We start from the raw sequence: 12,124 nt of genomic DNA, 5'->3' as shown, positions 1-12,124 counted from the left end.
ACGCGGGAACCCCTCGCGCCAGCGAGGGGCCAATGGTGGGGGCGGCGACCCCAAGGCCGGCTCGAAAGCAGAACCACACCAATCCCAAAAGCCCCAGATAAGCCTCTCAAGCCCTGAACCGTTCGACTGAGCCCCCACCCTGCCACAACACCGGCAAAATCGCCTCGAATTGCCGAGGATCACCACTGGTCCAAAATCGAGTCTGCCGCGCCGAACCAGAAGCCAACAAATCATCCTGCATCAACAACCGCTGCAACTGCCGAGCCACCGCCGCGCCGGTATCGATCAACCTCACATCCGCCGGCACCATCTCGCTCAGCAGCGGCCGCAAGAACGGATAGTGGGTACAGCCCAGAATCACCGTGTCGCAACCCGCTTCCAGCAACGGCGTCACATAACCCTGCAACAGCTGGCGCAACGCCGGGCTGTGCAAGTCGCCGGTCTCGATCAACTCCACCAGGCCGGGGCAAGGCTGGGTGATCACCCGCACATCATTGGCGAAGCGATCCAGCAGGGCCGCGAACTTGGCGCTTTGCAAGGTGCCTGTGGTCGCCAGCACACCGACCACACCACTGCGGGTCGCCGCCGCCGCCGGTTTGACCGCTGGCTCCATGCCTACCAAAGGCCACTGTGGATAAGTGCTGCGCAGATCGGCCATGGCCGCCACGGTGGCGGTATTGCAGGCGACGACCAACGCCTTGGCACCCTGGCTGTGGAAAAATTCCGCGACGAGATGGCAGCGCTCGCGGATGAATGCCGGGCTTTTCTCGCCATAGGGAATATGGCCACCATCGGCCACGTACAGCAGCGATTCGGCTGGCAACAGATGGCGGATCTCAGCCAGCACCGACAAGCCGCCGACACCGGAATCGAACACGCCGATCGGCGCCCCTGCGGCCTTAGCCATGACGCCCCGCGCACACGGCACAGGCCGGATCACGCTTGACCCGCAATTCGCGAAACCGCGAGCCCAGGGCATCGATCAACAGCAGTCGCCCAACCAGCGGCTCACCAAAACCGGCCAGCAACTTCAGGGCTTCGAGCGCTTGCAGGCTGCCCACTAGCCCCACCAGCGGGCCGACCACGCCGGCTTCGCTGCAGGTCAGCTCGGCCTCGCTGCCATGCCCGTACAGGCAGTGGTAGCAGGGGCTGGCGGCATCCCGTGGGTCGAACACCGACAATTGCCCCTCAAGACGAATCGCCGCGCCGCTGACCAGCGGTTTGCCTGCGGCCACACACGCGGCGTTGACCGCCTCGCGGGTGGCGAAGTTGTCCGAGCAATCGAGCACCAGGTCCACCGCAGCGACCGTGGCCGCCAGCGAGTCTTCATCCAGCGCCGCGCGATGGGCTACCAGACGAATCTGCGGATTGATCGCCGCCAGGCGTTGCAACGCCGAATCGACCTTGCTCAGGCCGACGCTGGCGGTGTCGTGCAGCACCTGGCGTTGCAGATTGGTGAGGTCGACGGTATCGAAATCGGCCAGGTGCAACTCGCCCACCCCGGCGGCGGCTAGATACATCGCAACTGGCGAGCCCAGCCCGCCGAGGCCGACGATCAATGCGCGGCTGGCGCCTAGTCGCAGTTGGCCATCGACATCGATCTGCGGCAACAGAATCTGCCGGCTGTAACGCAGCAGCTCGTCGTCACTCAGCACAGAGGCGCCCAAGGGTGATGCGCTCGTGGCCGCCGAGGTCTTCACGGCTTTCGATCTGCTCGAAATCGTGCTTGGCCAACAGCTCGCGCACAGCGGCCGCCTGATCGTAGCCGTGCTCCAGCAGCAGCCAGCCACGTGGGTTGAGGTGCTGCGGGGCCTGGGCAATGATCAGCTTCAGATCATCGAGGCCGTCACGCCCGGCCACCAGCGCACTGCTGGGCTCGAAGCGCACATCGCCAGCGCTCAGGTGCGGATCGGCATCGGCGATGTAAGGCGGATTGCTGACGATCAGATCGAAGCGCTCGCCGGCCACGGCGCTAAACCAGTAGCTGGCCAGAATCCGCGCGTTGTCGAGGCGCAGGCGCAGGCGATTGCGCTCGGCCAGGGCCACGGCCTCGTCGATACGATCGACGCCGGTCACGTTCCATTCGCGACGCTCCGAGGCCAGCGCCAAGGCAATGGCCCCCGAGCCGGTGCCTAGATCCAGCACGCGGGAGGCGCTCAGCGGCAGCAATTGCAAGGCGGCCTCTACCAGCATCTCGGTTTCCGGACGCGGGATCAGCGTGTGCGGCGCCACTTCGAGGTCCAGGCTCCAGAAGCCCTGGGAGCCCAGAATATAGGCGACCGGCTCGCCCTCACGGCGGCGCTGCAGGTTGGCGACGAAGGCCTTGGCCGCCTCGGTGGGCACGATGCGCTCCGGCCAGGTATGCAGAAAGCTGCGCGATTTGCCCAAGGCAGCGGCAAGCAGCAGCTCGGCATCGAGGCGAGCGGTAGGCGAGTCGGGGAGCTGAGCCTCCCGGAGCAGGCTGGCAATAATGGTCATTTATTCACCCAAGGCGGCCAGTTGATCGGCCTGGTATTCCGTCAGTAGCGGCTCGATGACGGCATCGACGCCGCCCGCGAGTATTTCATCCAGCGCGTACAGGGTCAGGTTGACGCGGTGATCGGTCACCCGCCCCTGGGCGAAGTTGTAGGTACGAATACGCTCGGAGCGATCGCCCGAGCCCACCAGCAGTTTACGCTCGCTGGCGATAGCATTGGCGGCGGCGCTGGTCTGCACGTCGTTGAGCTTGGCCGCCAGCCAGGACATGGCGCGGGCCTTGTTCTTGTGCTGGGAGCGCTCTTCCTGGCACTCGGCGACCATGCCGGTCGGCAAGTGCGTGATGCGCACGGCCGAGTCGGTCTTGTTGATGTGCTGACCGCCCGCGCCGGACGCCCGATAGGTGTCGATGCGCAGGTCGGCCGGATTGATCTCGATGGCCACGTGCTCGTCGGGTTCGGGCAGCACCGCCACGGTACAGGCCGAGGTGTGGATACGGCCCTGGGATTCGGTCTCCGGCACGCGCTGCACGCGGTGGGCGCCGGATTCGAATTTGAGCTTGCCGTAGACGTTTTCGCCCTCGACCCGGGCGATGACTTCTTTATAGCCGCCGTGCTCGCCTTCATTCTCGGACAGGATCTCCACTCGCCAGCCCTTGCGTTCGGCATAGCGCGAGTACATGCGGAACAGGTCGCCGGAGAAGATCGCCGCCTCGTCACCGCCGGTACCGGCGCGGATTTCGAGAAACACGTTGCGGCCATCGTTAGGGTCCTTGGGCAGCAGCATGCGCTGTAGCTGGCCTTCGATGGCGGCGATGGCTTCCTTGGCGTCGCGCACTTCCTCGACGGCCATCTCGCGCATGTCCGGATCGCTGTCCTTGAGCAGCGCCTGGGCGCCCTCGAGGTCGGCCTGGACCTTGCGCCATTGGCCATAAGTGACGGCGACCGGCTCGACTTCGGCGTATTCCTTGGAGTAGGCGCGGAACCGGCCCTGATCGGCAATGACTTCGCCATCACCCAGCAAGGCGGTCAGTTCCTCGAATCGGTCCTGGAGGGTGTCCAGTTTGTTCAGCAGCGACGCTTTCATTGCAGGGGTTTATCCGTGAAGCCCTCATTGAGGGCAAAAAGTTCTTGAGCCATGGCCAGCGCATCGACGCGGCCCTCGGCGGAAAGCTTCTTGAGCTGCACGCTCGGGGCGTGCAGCAACTTGTTGGTCAGGCCACGGGCCAGTTGCACCAGCACATCTTCGGCGTTGGCGCCGTTGGCCAACAGGCGCTGGGCCTTTTGCAGTTCTTCGTCACGCAGGCGTTCGCCCTGTTGACGGTAGGCGCGCAGCACGTCGACGGCGGCCAGCTCGCGCAGGCGCAGCATGAACTCGTCGGCGCCGCTGGTCACCAGGCCTTCGGCAGCCTGGGCGGCGCCCTGGCGGCTCTTGAGGTTTTCGGCGACCACTTCGTGCAGGTCATCGACCGAATACAGATAGACGTCGTCCAACTCGCCGACTTCAGGCTCGATATCCCGCGGCACGGCAATGTCGACCATGAAGATCGGTTTGTGCTTGCGCAGCTTCAGAGCGCTCTCGACCGCGCCCTTGCCGAGGATCGGCAGCTGGCTGGCAGTTGAGCTGATGACGATGTCGCTGTTGACCAGTTCTGCCGGGATGTCCGACAGCAGCACCGCATGGGCGCCGAACTGTGCGGCCAGGCTGCTGGCGCGCTCCAGCGTGCGGTTGGCGACGACGATGCGCTTGACCCCTTGCTCGTGCAAGTGGCGGGCAACCAGGGTGATGGTTTCACCGGCACCGATCAACAGCGCCTGGCTACGCTGCAGATCACTGAAGATCTGCTTGGCCAGGCTCACCGCGGCAAACGCCACCGACACCGGGTTTTCCCCGATGGCGGTATCGGTGCGCACCTGCTTGGCGGCGCTGAAGGTGGCCTGGAACAGACGCCCCAGCAGCGGGCCGATAGTGCCGGCCTCGCGCGCCACGGCGTAGGCGGATTTCATCTGGCCGAGAATCTGCGGCTCGCCCAACACCAGCGAATCGAGCCCGGAGGCGACGCGCATCATGTGACGAACTGCCGCATCTTCTTCGTGGATATAAGCGCTGGAACGCAGCTCCTCGAGGCTCAACTTGTGATATTCGGCCAGCCACTCGAGGATCGCCTCGGCAGACAGCTGGTCGTGTTCGATGTACAGCTCGCTGCGATTGCAGGTCGACAGAATCGCGGCTTCACGACTGTGGGTCACCAGACACAGCTGCTGCAGGGCCTCTACCAGCTGCTCAGGGGTAAATGCCACGCGCTCGCGCACGTCTACCGAGGCAGTCTTATGGTTGATACCGAGGGCGAGAAAGGCCATTCAAGGTCGCTGATCATGACGAGAAGCCGGCAATTGTCCTACTTCACCCGGCAGAGAACAACTACCGCTCTCTATTGTCCCTATAGAGAGGTGCATATCCATGCACCGGATGAGCCATGACTTATGGGTTTGCCCTGTGGCTTGTGTCATGATGCCCCAACCGTAGGTAAGTCGCTCAAATCTTCTATATGAATAGATCCCCCGCTCTGCTCTTCGCTTTCGTCCTGCTCGCTGGCTGCCAGACCTGGTCTGCGAAGCAACAGGAAGCGGCACCCGCCGCTCAGGACACGCCACCCGCGCCGGCCCCCAAGGCTGCACCGCAGGTCTATTCATCGTTGAGCGAGGACACTGTCTACAGCCTGCTGACGGCCGAACTCGCCGGCCAGCGCAATCGTTTCGACATTGCCCTGGACAACTATGCCGTGCAGGCAGTCAAGACCCAGGACCCAGGCGTGGCCGAACGCGCTTTTCGCATCGCCGAGTACCTGGGCGCCGACCAGGTCGCGCTCGAGACGTCGCTGATCTGGGCGAAAAACGACCCTGCCAACCTCGATGCACAACGCGCGGCGGCTATACAGCTGGCCCGTGGCGGGCGCTATGACGAGTCCATGGTGTACATGGAGAAAGTCCTGCAGGGTCAGGGCGACACGCATTTCGACTTTCTCGCGCTGTCGGCGGCCGATACCGATCAGAACACCCGCGACGGCTTGCTGAAAAGCTTCGAGCGGCTGCTGGTCAAGTACCCGAAAAACAGCCAGCTGATTTTCGGTAAGGCCTTGCTCATGCAGCAGGACGGTGACGCCAAGGGCGCCCTGACGCTGCTCGAGGACAACCCGCCGCAACCGGGGGAAGTCGCCCCGATCCTGCTGCGCGCGCGCCTGCTGCAAGTGCTCGATCGCGGCAACGAAGCGGTGCCGGTGCTGGAAAAAGCCATCAAGCAGAACCCCGACGACAAGCGCCTGCGCCTCAGCTATGCGCGCACGCTGGTCGAGCAGAACCGCCTGGCCGATGCCAAGGTGCAGTTCGCCGAACTGGTCAAGCAATACCCGGATGACGACGAACTGCGCTACTCGCTGGCGCTGGTCTGCCTCGAAGGCAAAGCCTGGGACGAAGCGGCCGGTTTGCTGCAGGAACTGGTGGAGCACGGCAGCCATGTCGATTCCGCACACCTGAACCTGGGCCGCATCGCCGAAGAACGCAACGATATCGACGGCGCTCTGGCGCAGTACGCGCTGGTGACCCCGGGCAACGACTACCTGCCGGCGCAGTTGCGCATGGCCGATATCCTGGTGGCCAACGGTCGCGCCGCCGAAGCCTCCAAACGCCTGGCCGCCGAGCGCACCGCCGAGCCTGACTATGCGGTGCAGCTGTACCTGATCGAGGCCGAGGCGCTGACCAACAGCGACAAGAACGATCAAGCCTGGCAAGTCTTGCAAAAGGGCCTGAAGGCTTATCCCGACGACGCCAACCTGCTCTATACCCGCGCGATGCTGGCGGAAAAACGCGGCGACCTCGGGCAACTGGAAAAAGACCTGCGTACCATCATCGCCCGCGAACCGGACAACGCCATGGCCCTCAATGCCTTGGGTTACACCCTGTCCGACCGTACCACTCGCTATGCCGAGGCCAAGGCGCTGATCGAAAAAGCCCATCAGATCAACCCGGATGACCCGGCCGTGCTCGACAGCCTGGGCTGGGTCAACTATCGCCTGGGCAATCTGCCCGAGGCCGAGCGCCTGTTGCGCCAGGCGTTCGCGGCGTTCCCGGACCACGAAGTGGCCGCTCACCTTGGCGAGGTCCTGTGGGCCGCCGGCAAGCAACGCGAAGCCCGTCAGGTCTGGATCAAAGCCCTCAACGACCAGCCCGACAGCCCTATTCTGCGCGCCACCGTGCTGCGCCTGACCGGATCCGAGACCCTTTAATTTTATGTTTTTGCGCCACTGCAGCACCTTTATCCTGATTGCCCTGCTCGCAGGCTGTTCCACCTTCGGTTCACGGGAGGCTCTGCAAGGCCAGGGCACTCCTCAGCAATGGAGCCAGCACAAGGCTCAACTCAGCCAGCTCGACGGCTGGCAGATCAACGGCAAGGTCGGCATCCGCGCGCCAAAAGATTCCGGAAGCGGCACCTTGTTCTGGTTGCAGCGCCAGGATTACTACGACATTCGCCTGTCGGGCCCGTTAGGGCGTGGCGCCGCGCGTCTCACCGGTCGCCCGGGCAGCAACGTGGTGCTGGAAGTCGCCAACCAGGGCCGCTTCGAAGCGCCGACGCCTGAAGCCTTGCTGGAAGAACAGCTGGGCTGGAAACTGCCGGTATCGCATCTGGTCTGGTGGGTTCGCGGCCTGCCTGCCCCGGACAGCAAGAGCACCCTCAACGTCGACAGCATGGGCCGCCTGGCCAGCCTGCAACAGGACGGCTGGAGCCTGGAATACCTCAGCTATACCGAGCAGAACGGCTACTCGCTGCCCGAGCGTATCAAGCTGCACGGGCAGGATCTCGACGTCACCCTGGTGATCAAGGACTGGCAACCACGCCAGCTGGGGCACTGATTCATGACCCAGCCACGCCTGACCCTGCCCGCACCCGCCAAGCTCAACCTGATGCTGCACATCCTCGGTCGCCGCGCTGACGGCTACCACGAGCTGCAAACGCTGTTTCAGTTTCTCGATCATGGCGACGAGCTCGATTTCGCCGTGCGCGACGATGGCGTCATCCAGTTGCACAGCGATCTGCACGATGTCCCGCACGACAGCAATCTGATCGTCAAGGCCGCGCGCCAATTGCAGGCCATGACCGGCTGCACCCTGGGCGCCGATATCTGGCTGCGCAAAGTACTGCCGATGGGCGGTGGCATCGGCGGTGGCAGTTCCGATGCCGCCACCACCCTGCTGGGTCTCAACCACCTGTGGCAGCTGGGGTGCAGCGAAGATCAGCTGGCCGCGCTGGGCCTGAAGCTCGGCGCCGATGTACCGGTTTTCGTGAGGGGCCATGCTGCTTTCGCTGAAGGCGTCGGCGAAATCCTCACCCCGGTCGAGCCCCCGGAACCCTGGTATCTGGTGCTCGTACCGCAAGTATCTGTAAGTACAGCAGAAATTTTTTCAGATCCGCTGTTGACACGTGACTCTGCGCCCATTAAAGTGCGCCCCGTTCTCGAGGGAAACAGTCGAAATGACTGCCAACCAGTGGTCGAGCGTCGTTACATAGAGGTACGTAACGCGTTGAATCTGCTTAGCAAATTCACTGAAGCAAGGCTCACAGGAACTGGAAGTTGTGTGTTTGGGGCCTTCCCAAGCAAAGCGGAAGCTGATAGAGTTTCGCACCTTCTTGCAGAGTCCCTTACAGGGTTCGTAGCAAAGGGAAGCAACATTTCAATGTTGCATCGCAAGCTGCAAAGTCTGTTCTAAGAAACGAATGCTCGGCATTCGAATTGATTCAGCTACAGGGGCGTCGCCAAGCGGTAAGGCAGCAGGTTTTGATCCTGCCATGCGTTGGTTCGAATCCAGCCGCCCCTGCCATTTTCCTATACTCATCCAGGTATACCCTCAGCCGGCAGGTACTGCGCGTGTCCAAGATGATGGTCTTTACGGGGAACGCTAACCCCGATCTGGCTCGGCGTGTCGTACGTCAGCTGCATATCCCTCTCGGTGACGTCTCTGTCGGAAAATTCTCCGACGGCGAAATCAGCACTGAGATCAATGAAAACGTCCGCGGTAAAGACGTCTTCATTATTCAGCCGACTTGCGCGCCAACCAACGATAACCTGATGGAACTGGTGGTGATGGCTGATGCCTTCCGCCGCTCCTCGGCTTCCCGAATCACCGCTGTGATCCCGTACTTCGGTTACGCTCGTCAGGACCGCCGTCCGCGCTCTGCCCGTGTGGCAATAAGCGCCAAGGTCGTCGCTGACATGCTGACCGTCGTGGGTATCGACCGTGTTCTCACTGTCGATCTGCATGCGGATCAGATTCAGGGCTTCTTCGATATCCCTGTCGATAACATCTACGGCTCGCCCGTGCTGGTCGACGATATCGAAGATCAACGCTTCGAAAACCTGATGATCGTGTCCCCGGACATTGGCGGCGTCGTGCGTGCACGTGCCGTGGCCAAGTCGCTGGGCGTCGATCTCGGGATCATCGACAAGCGCCGTGAGAAAGCCAATCACTCCGAAGTGATGCATATCATCGGCGACGTCGAAGGGCGTACCTGTATTCTGGTCGACGACATGGTCGATACCGCTGGCACTCTGTGCCACGCGGCCAAGGCCCTGAAAGAGCATGGCGCAGCCAAGGTGTTCGCCTATTGCACCCACCCGGTACTGTCGGGTCGGGCAATCGAGAACATCGAGAATTCCGTGCTGGACGAGCTGGTGGTGACCAACACCATTCCGCTGTCCGCCGCCGCACAAGCCTGTGCCCGTATCCGTCAACTGGATATCGGCCCGGTTGTCGCTGAAGCGGTCCGCCGCATCAGCAATGAAGAATCGATCAGCGCGATGTTCCGCTGAGGGCCCTGCCCTCTTCTACATCGAGTTGACGTAAAGCGCCCCGCCCAGACGATTCCCGTCCGGGCGGGGCTTTTTTGCCCATATCGCCTTTGGCGCCGGTCGCAAGCGCTGGGCGAATGTGGTTATTTTGGAGATTCACATGAACGATTTTACCCTGAATGCAGAAGCGCGTTCCGACCTGGGGAAAGGTGCGAGCCGCCGCCTGCGTCGCCTCGCCGCCCTGGTTCCAGCCGTGGTCTACGGTGGCGACAAAGCCCCTGAGTCCATCAGCATGCTGGCCAAGGAAGTAGCAAAACTGCTCGAAAACGAAGCGGCCTACAGCCACATCATCGAGCTGAACGTCGGTGGCACCAAGCAGAACGTCGTGATCAAGGCCCTGCAGCGTCACCCAGCCAAAGGCCACGTGCTGCACGCTGACTTCGTCCGCGTCGTTGCCGGTCAGAAACTGACTGCCGTTGTTCCTCTGCACTTCATGAACCAGGAAGCCGCAGTCAAGAAAGGCGGCGAGATCTCGCACACCGAGACCGAGCTGGAAGTGACCTGCCTGCCGAAAGACCTGCCAGAGTTCATCGAAGTCGACCTGGCTGACGCTGAAATCGGCACCATCGTTCACCTGTCGGACCTCAAAGCTCCTAAAGGCGTCGAGTTCGTTGCACTGGCACACGGCAAGGACCTGGCTGTCGCCAACGTTCACGCCCCACGCATCGTTGCTGAAGACGACGCGGAAGAAGGCGCTGCCGAGTAATTCATTACTCCGCACGTCGGAGTTGGGCCGGTAACATCGCGAGGAAATATCCTGCGAACGACGGACGAAATAACGCGGATTACGTTGTAAAATGCGCCTTTTCGTCCACGTGCGACTTTCGTGATGTTACTGACCCCTCCAAAGGAAAAGCCCCTGTCGTGACTGCCATACAACTGATCGTTGGCCTGGGTAACCCCGGCCCCGAATACGAACAGACCCGGCATAACGCAGGGGCTTTTTTCGTTGAGCGCATCGCCCAGAAGTACAACGTACAGCTGGTGCCCGATCGCAAGTATTTCGGCCTGACGGCGCGTTTCAGCCATCAGGGCCACGATGTTCGTCTGCTTGTCCCGACCACCTACATGAACCGCAGCGGCCAGGCCGTGGCGGCGTTGGCGGGTTTCTTCCGGATCCCTCCCGAGGCGATCCTGGTGGCGCACGACGAACTCGACCTGCCTCCTGGCGTCGCCAAGCTCAAGCTGGGCGGCGGCCATGGCGGGCATAACGGCCTGCGTGACATCATCGCGCAGCTCGGCAACAACAACGGTTTTCATCGTCTGCGGCTTGGCATCGGCCACCCGGGCGTTGCCAGTCAGGTGTCCAACTTCGTGCTGGGCCGCGCACCGCGCGCCGAGCAGGAACTGCTGGACACCAGTATCGATTTTGCCCTCGGCGTGCTGCCGGACATCTTCGCCGGCGAGTGGAATCGCGCGATGAAAACCCTGCACAGCCAAAAGGCCTGACTCTTCGAAGAGGGAAGCACCATGGGATTCAACTGCGGCATCGTCGGCCTGCCCAACGTCGGCAAATCCACTCTGTTCAACGCCTTGACCAAATCCGGTATCGCGGCAGAGAACTTCCCCTTCTGCACCATCGAGCCGAACAGCGGCATCGTGCCGATGCCCGATCCGCGCCTCGAAGCCCTGGCCGCTATCGTCAAGCCCAAGCGCATCCTGCCGACCACCATGGAGTTCGTCGACATCGCCGGCCTGGTGGCGGGCGCCTCCAAGGGTGAGGGCCTGGGCAACAAGTTCCTCGCCAACATCCGCGAGACCGACGCCATCGCCCACGTGGTGCGCTGCTTCGAAGACGACAACGTGATCCACGTGTCCAACAGCGTCGACCCTAAGCGCGACATCGAGATCATCGACCTCGAGCTGATCTTCGCCGACCTCGACAGCTGCGAAAAGCAACTGCAGAAGGTCACCCGTAACGCCAAGGGTGGCGACAAGGACGCAGTCCAGCAAAAAGGCCTGCTGGAGCAACTGATCGCCCACTTCACCGAAGGCAAGCCGGCGCGCAGCCTGATGAAGAAGATGAGCAGCGACGAAAAAGCGGTGATCCGTGGCTTCCACCTGCTGACCACCAAGCCGGTGATGTACATCGCCAACGTCGCGGAAGACGGCTTCGACAACAACCCGCTGCTGGACGTGGTCCGCGCCATCGCCGAAGAAGAAGGCGCGATCGTGGTGCCGGTGTGCAACAAGATCGAAGCGGAAATCGCCGAGCTCGATGACGGCGAAGAAAAGGACATGTTCCTCGAAGCCCTGGGCCTGGAAGAGCCCGGTCTGAACCGCGTGATCCGCGCGGGCTACGAGCTGCTGAACCTGCAGACCTACTTCACCGCCGGCGTCGAGGAAGTCCGCGCCTGGACCGTGAAGATCGGCGCTACCGCTCCGCAAGGCGCTGGCGTGATTCACACTGACTTCGAGAAGGGCTTTATCCGTGCCGAGGTGATCGCCTATAACGACTTCATTCAGTACAAGGGTGAGGCCGGTACCAAGGAAGCAGGCAAGTGGCGGTTGGAAGGCAAGGAATATGTGATCAAGGATGGTGATGTGATGCACTTCCGCTTTAACGTCTGAGTCGGCGTCCAGCGGTCTGAGAAAGCCTCCTGCATTGGGGGCTTTTTCATTTCTGGGCGTTTCAGGCAATTGGGCATGGATTGGGGCTGGATTGGGGTGTGGATTGGGGTGTGGCCCTGCTTGCGCTCCAGCCTGGGCGGCGCCCCACATTGGCCCCTCGCTGGCGCTCGGGGTTCC

Annotated in this window: 12 protein-coding genes and 1 tRNA gene; 8 read left to right on the top strand and 5 right to left on the bottom strand. The window is 62.3% G+C overall.

The features are described 5' to 3' along the window. Nucleotides 1–106 precede the first annotated feature (106 nt). The 5 genes from murI to hemA are packed head-to-tail and all read right to left on the bottom strand — an operon-like array spanning nucleotide 107 to nucleotide 4,835. Nucleotides 107–907: a glutamate racemase gene (gene murI, locus AC3WJP_RS28780; protein ID WP_493724571.1), complete on the bottom strand. Its 801-nt coding sequence runs from the start codon at nucleotides 905–907 to the stop codon at nucleotides 107–109. Next, nucleotides 900–1,655, bottom strand: coding sequence for a molybdopterin-synthase adenylyltransferase MoeB (locus AC3WJP_RS28775; RefSeq protein WP_493724572.1), 756 nt, complete (start codon nucleotides 1,653–1,655; stop codon nucleotides 900–902). Before AC3WJP_RS28775 ends, murI begins: the two co-directional genes overlap by 8 nt. Then, complete coding sequence (gene prmC / locus AC3WJP_RS28770; RefSeq protein WP_493724570.1) at nucleotides 1,645–2,478, bottom strand: peptide chain release factor N(5)-glutamine methyltransferase; 834 nt, start codon at nucleotides 2,476–2,478, stop codon at nucleotides 1,645–1,647. The genes AC3WJP_RS28775 and prmC overlap by 11 nt, the downstream gene beginning before the upstream one ends. After that, the gene (gene prfA, locus AC3WJP_RS28765) at nucleotides 2,479–3,561 is read right to left on the bottom strand and encodes a peptide chain release factor 1 (protein ID WP_493724569.1); all 1,083 of its coding nucleotides are present in this window, start codon (nucleotides 3,559–3,561) and stop codon (nucleotides 2,479–2,481) included. It lies immediately after the preceding gene. Then, a complete protein-coding gene (gene hemA, locus AC3WJP_RS28760; RefSeq protein WP_493724568.1) occupies nucleotides 3,558–4,835 on the bottom strand; it encodes a glutamyl-tRNA reductase in 1,278 nt (425 codons plus the stop codon). The genes prfA and hemA overlap by 4 nt, the downstream gene beginning before the upstream one ends. 188 nt (nucleotides 4,836–5,023) lie before the next feature. Here hemA and AC3WJP_RS28755 point away from each other — a divergent pair, with 188 nt between their 5' ends. The 8 genes from AC3WJP_RS28755 to ychF all read left to right on the top strand — a co-directional run bounded on the left by AC3WJP_RS28755 (nucleotide 5,024) and on the right by ychF (nucleotide 11,947). Next, on the top strand, nucleotides 5,024–6,757 hold the full coding sequence (locus AC3WJP_RS28755; protein ID WP_493724567.1) for a tetratricopeptide repeat protein: 1,734 nt from the start codon (nucleotides 5,024–5,026) through the stop codon (nucleotides 6,755–6,757). A gap of 4 nt (nucleotides 6,758–6,761) precedes the next feature. Further along, the gene (lolB, locus tag AC3WJP_RS28750) at nucleotides 6,762–7,382 is read left to right on the top strand and encodes a lipoprotein insertase outer membrane protein LolB (protein WP_493724566.1); all 621 of its coding nucleotides are present in this window, start codon (nucleotides 6,762–6,764) and stop codon (nucleotides 7,380–7,382) included. 3 nt (nucleotides 7,383–7,385) lie between these two features. Next, nucleotides 7,386–8,237 (top strand): 4-(cytidine 5'-diphospho)-2-C-methyl-D-erythritol kinase, encoded by an 852-nt coding sequence (ispE, locus tag AC3WJP_RS28745; protein WP_493724565.1) that lies wholly within the window; start codon nucleotides 7,386–7,388, stop codon nucleotides 8,235–8,237. A 36-nt stretch (nucleotides 8,238–8,273) separates the two neighbouring features. Next, nucleotides 8,274–8,348: transfer RNA gene (locus tag AC3WJP_RS28740), tRNA-Gln, on the top strand. Nucleotides 8,349–8,395: 47 nt separating this feature from the next. Then, on the top strand, nucleotides 8,396–9,337 hold the full coding sequence (locus AC3WJP_RS28735; protein ID WP_226506738.1) for a ribose-phosphate pyrophosphokinase: 942 nt from the start codon (nucleotides 8,396–8,398) through the stop codon (nucleotides 9,335–9,337). A 139-nt stretch (nucleotides 9,338–9,476) separates the two neighbouring features. After that, nucleotides 9,477–10,082, top strand: coding sequence for a 50S ribosomal protein L25/general stress protein Ctc (locus tag AC3WJP_RS28730; RefSeq protein ID WP_493724564.1), 606 nt, complete (start codon nucleotides 9,477–9,479; stop codon nucleotides 10,080–10,082). Between the two features lie 158 nt (nucleotides 10,083–10,240). After that, nucleotides 10,241–10,825 (top strand): aminoacyl-tRNA hydrolase, encoded by a 585-nt coding sequence (gene pth / locus AC3WJP_RS28725; RefSeq protein ID WP_493724563.1) that lies wholly within the window; start codon nucleotides 10,241–10,243, stop codon nucleotides 10,823–10,825. A 21-nt stretch (nucleotides 10,826–10,846) separates the two neighbouring features. Continuing rightward, the gene (gene ychF, locus AC3WJP_RS28720) at nucleotides 10,847–11,947 is read left to right on the top strand and encodes a redox-regulated ATPase YchF (protein WP_493724562.1); all 1,101 of its coding nucleotides are present in this window, start codon (nucleotides 10,847–10,849) and stop codon (nucleotides 11,945–11,947) included. Nucleotides 11,948–12,124: the final 177 nt, after the last annotated feature.

The sequence above is a fragment of the Pseudomonas sp. GW821-FHT01A09 genome (assembly GCF_058986725.1).
Note: the sequence above shows the minus strand (reverse complement) of the source record. Positions and strands in the feature narration are given on the sequence as shown.

What these genes read in the sequence shown, in the direction of transcription:
- AC3WJP_RS28730 (WP_493724564.1), top strand. Translation starts at nt 9,477, where the DNA reads ATGAACGATTTTACCCTGAATGCAGAAGCGCGTTCCGACCTGGGGAAA.
- ispE (WP_493724565.1), top strand. Translation starts at nt 7,386, where the DNA reads ATGACCCAGCCACGCCTGACCCTGCCCGCACCCGCCAAGCTCAACCTG.
- hemA (WP_493724568.1), bottom strand. Translation starts at nt 4,835, where the DNA reads ATGGCCTTTCTCGCCCTCGGTATCAACCATAAGACTGCCTCGGTAGAC.
- lolB (WP_493724566.1), top strand. Translation starts at nt 6,762, where the DNA reads ATGTTTTTGCGCCACTGCAGCACCTTTATCCTGATTGCCCTGCTCGCA.
- murI (WP_493724571.1), bottom strand. Translation starts at nt 907, where the DNA reads ATGGCTAAGGCCGCAGGGGCGCCGATCGGCGTGTTCGATTCCGGTGTC.
- prfA (WP_493724569.1), bottom strand. Translation starts at nt 3,561, where the DNA reads ATGAAAGCGTCGCTGCTGAACAAACTGGACACCCTCCAGGACCGATTC.
- AC3WJP_RS28755 (WP_493724567.1), top strand. Translation starts at nt 5,024, where the DNA reads ATGAATAGATCCCCCGCTCTGCTCTTCGCTTTCGTCCTGCTCGCTGGC.
- ychF (WP_493724562.1), top strand. Translation starts at nt 10,847, where the DNA reads ATGGGATTCAACTGCGGCATCGTCGGCCTGCCCAACGTCGGCAAATCC.
- prmC (WP_493724570.1), bottom strand. Translation starts at nt 2,478, where the DNA reads ATGACCATTATTGCCAGCCTGCTCCGGGAGGCTCAGCTCCCCGACTCG.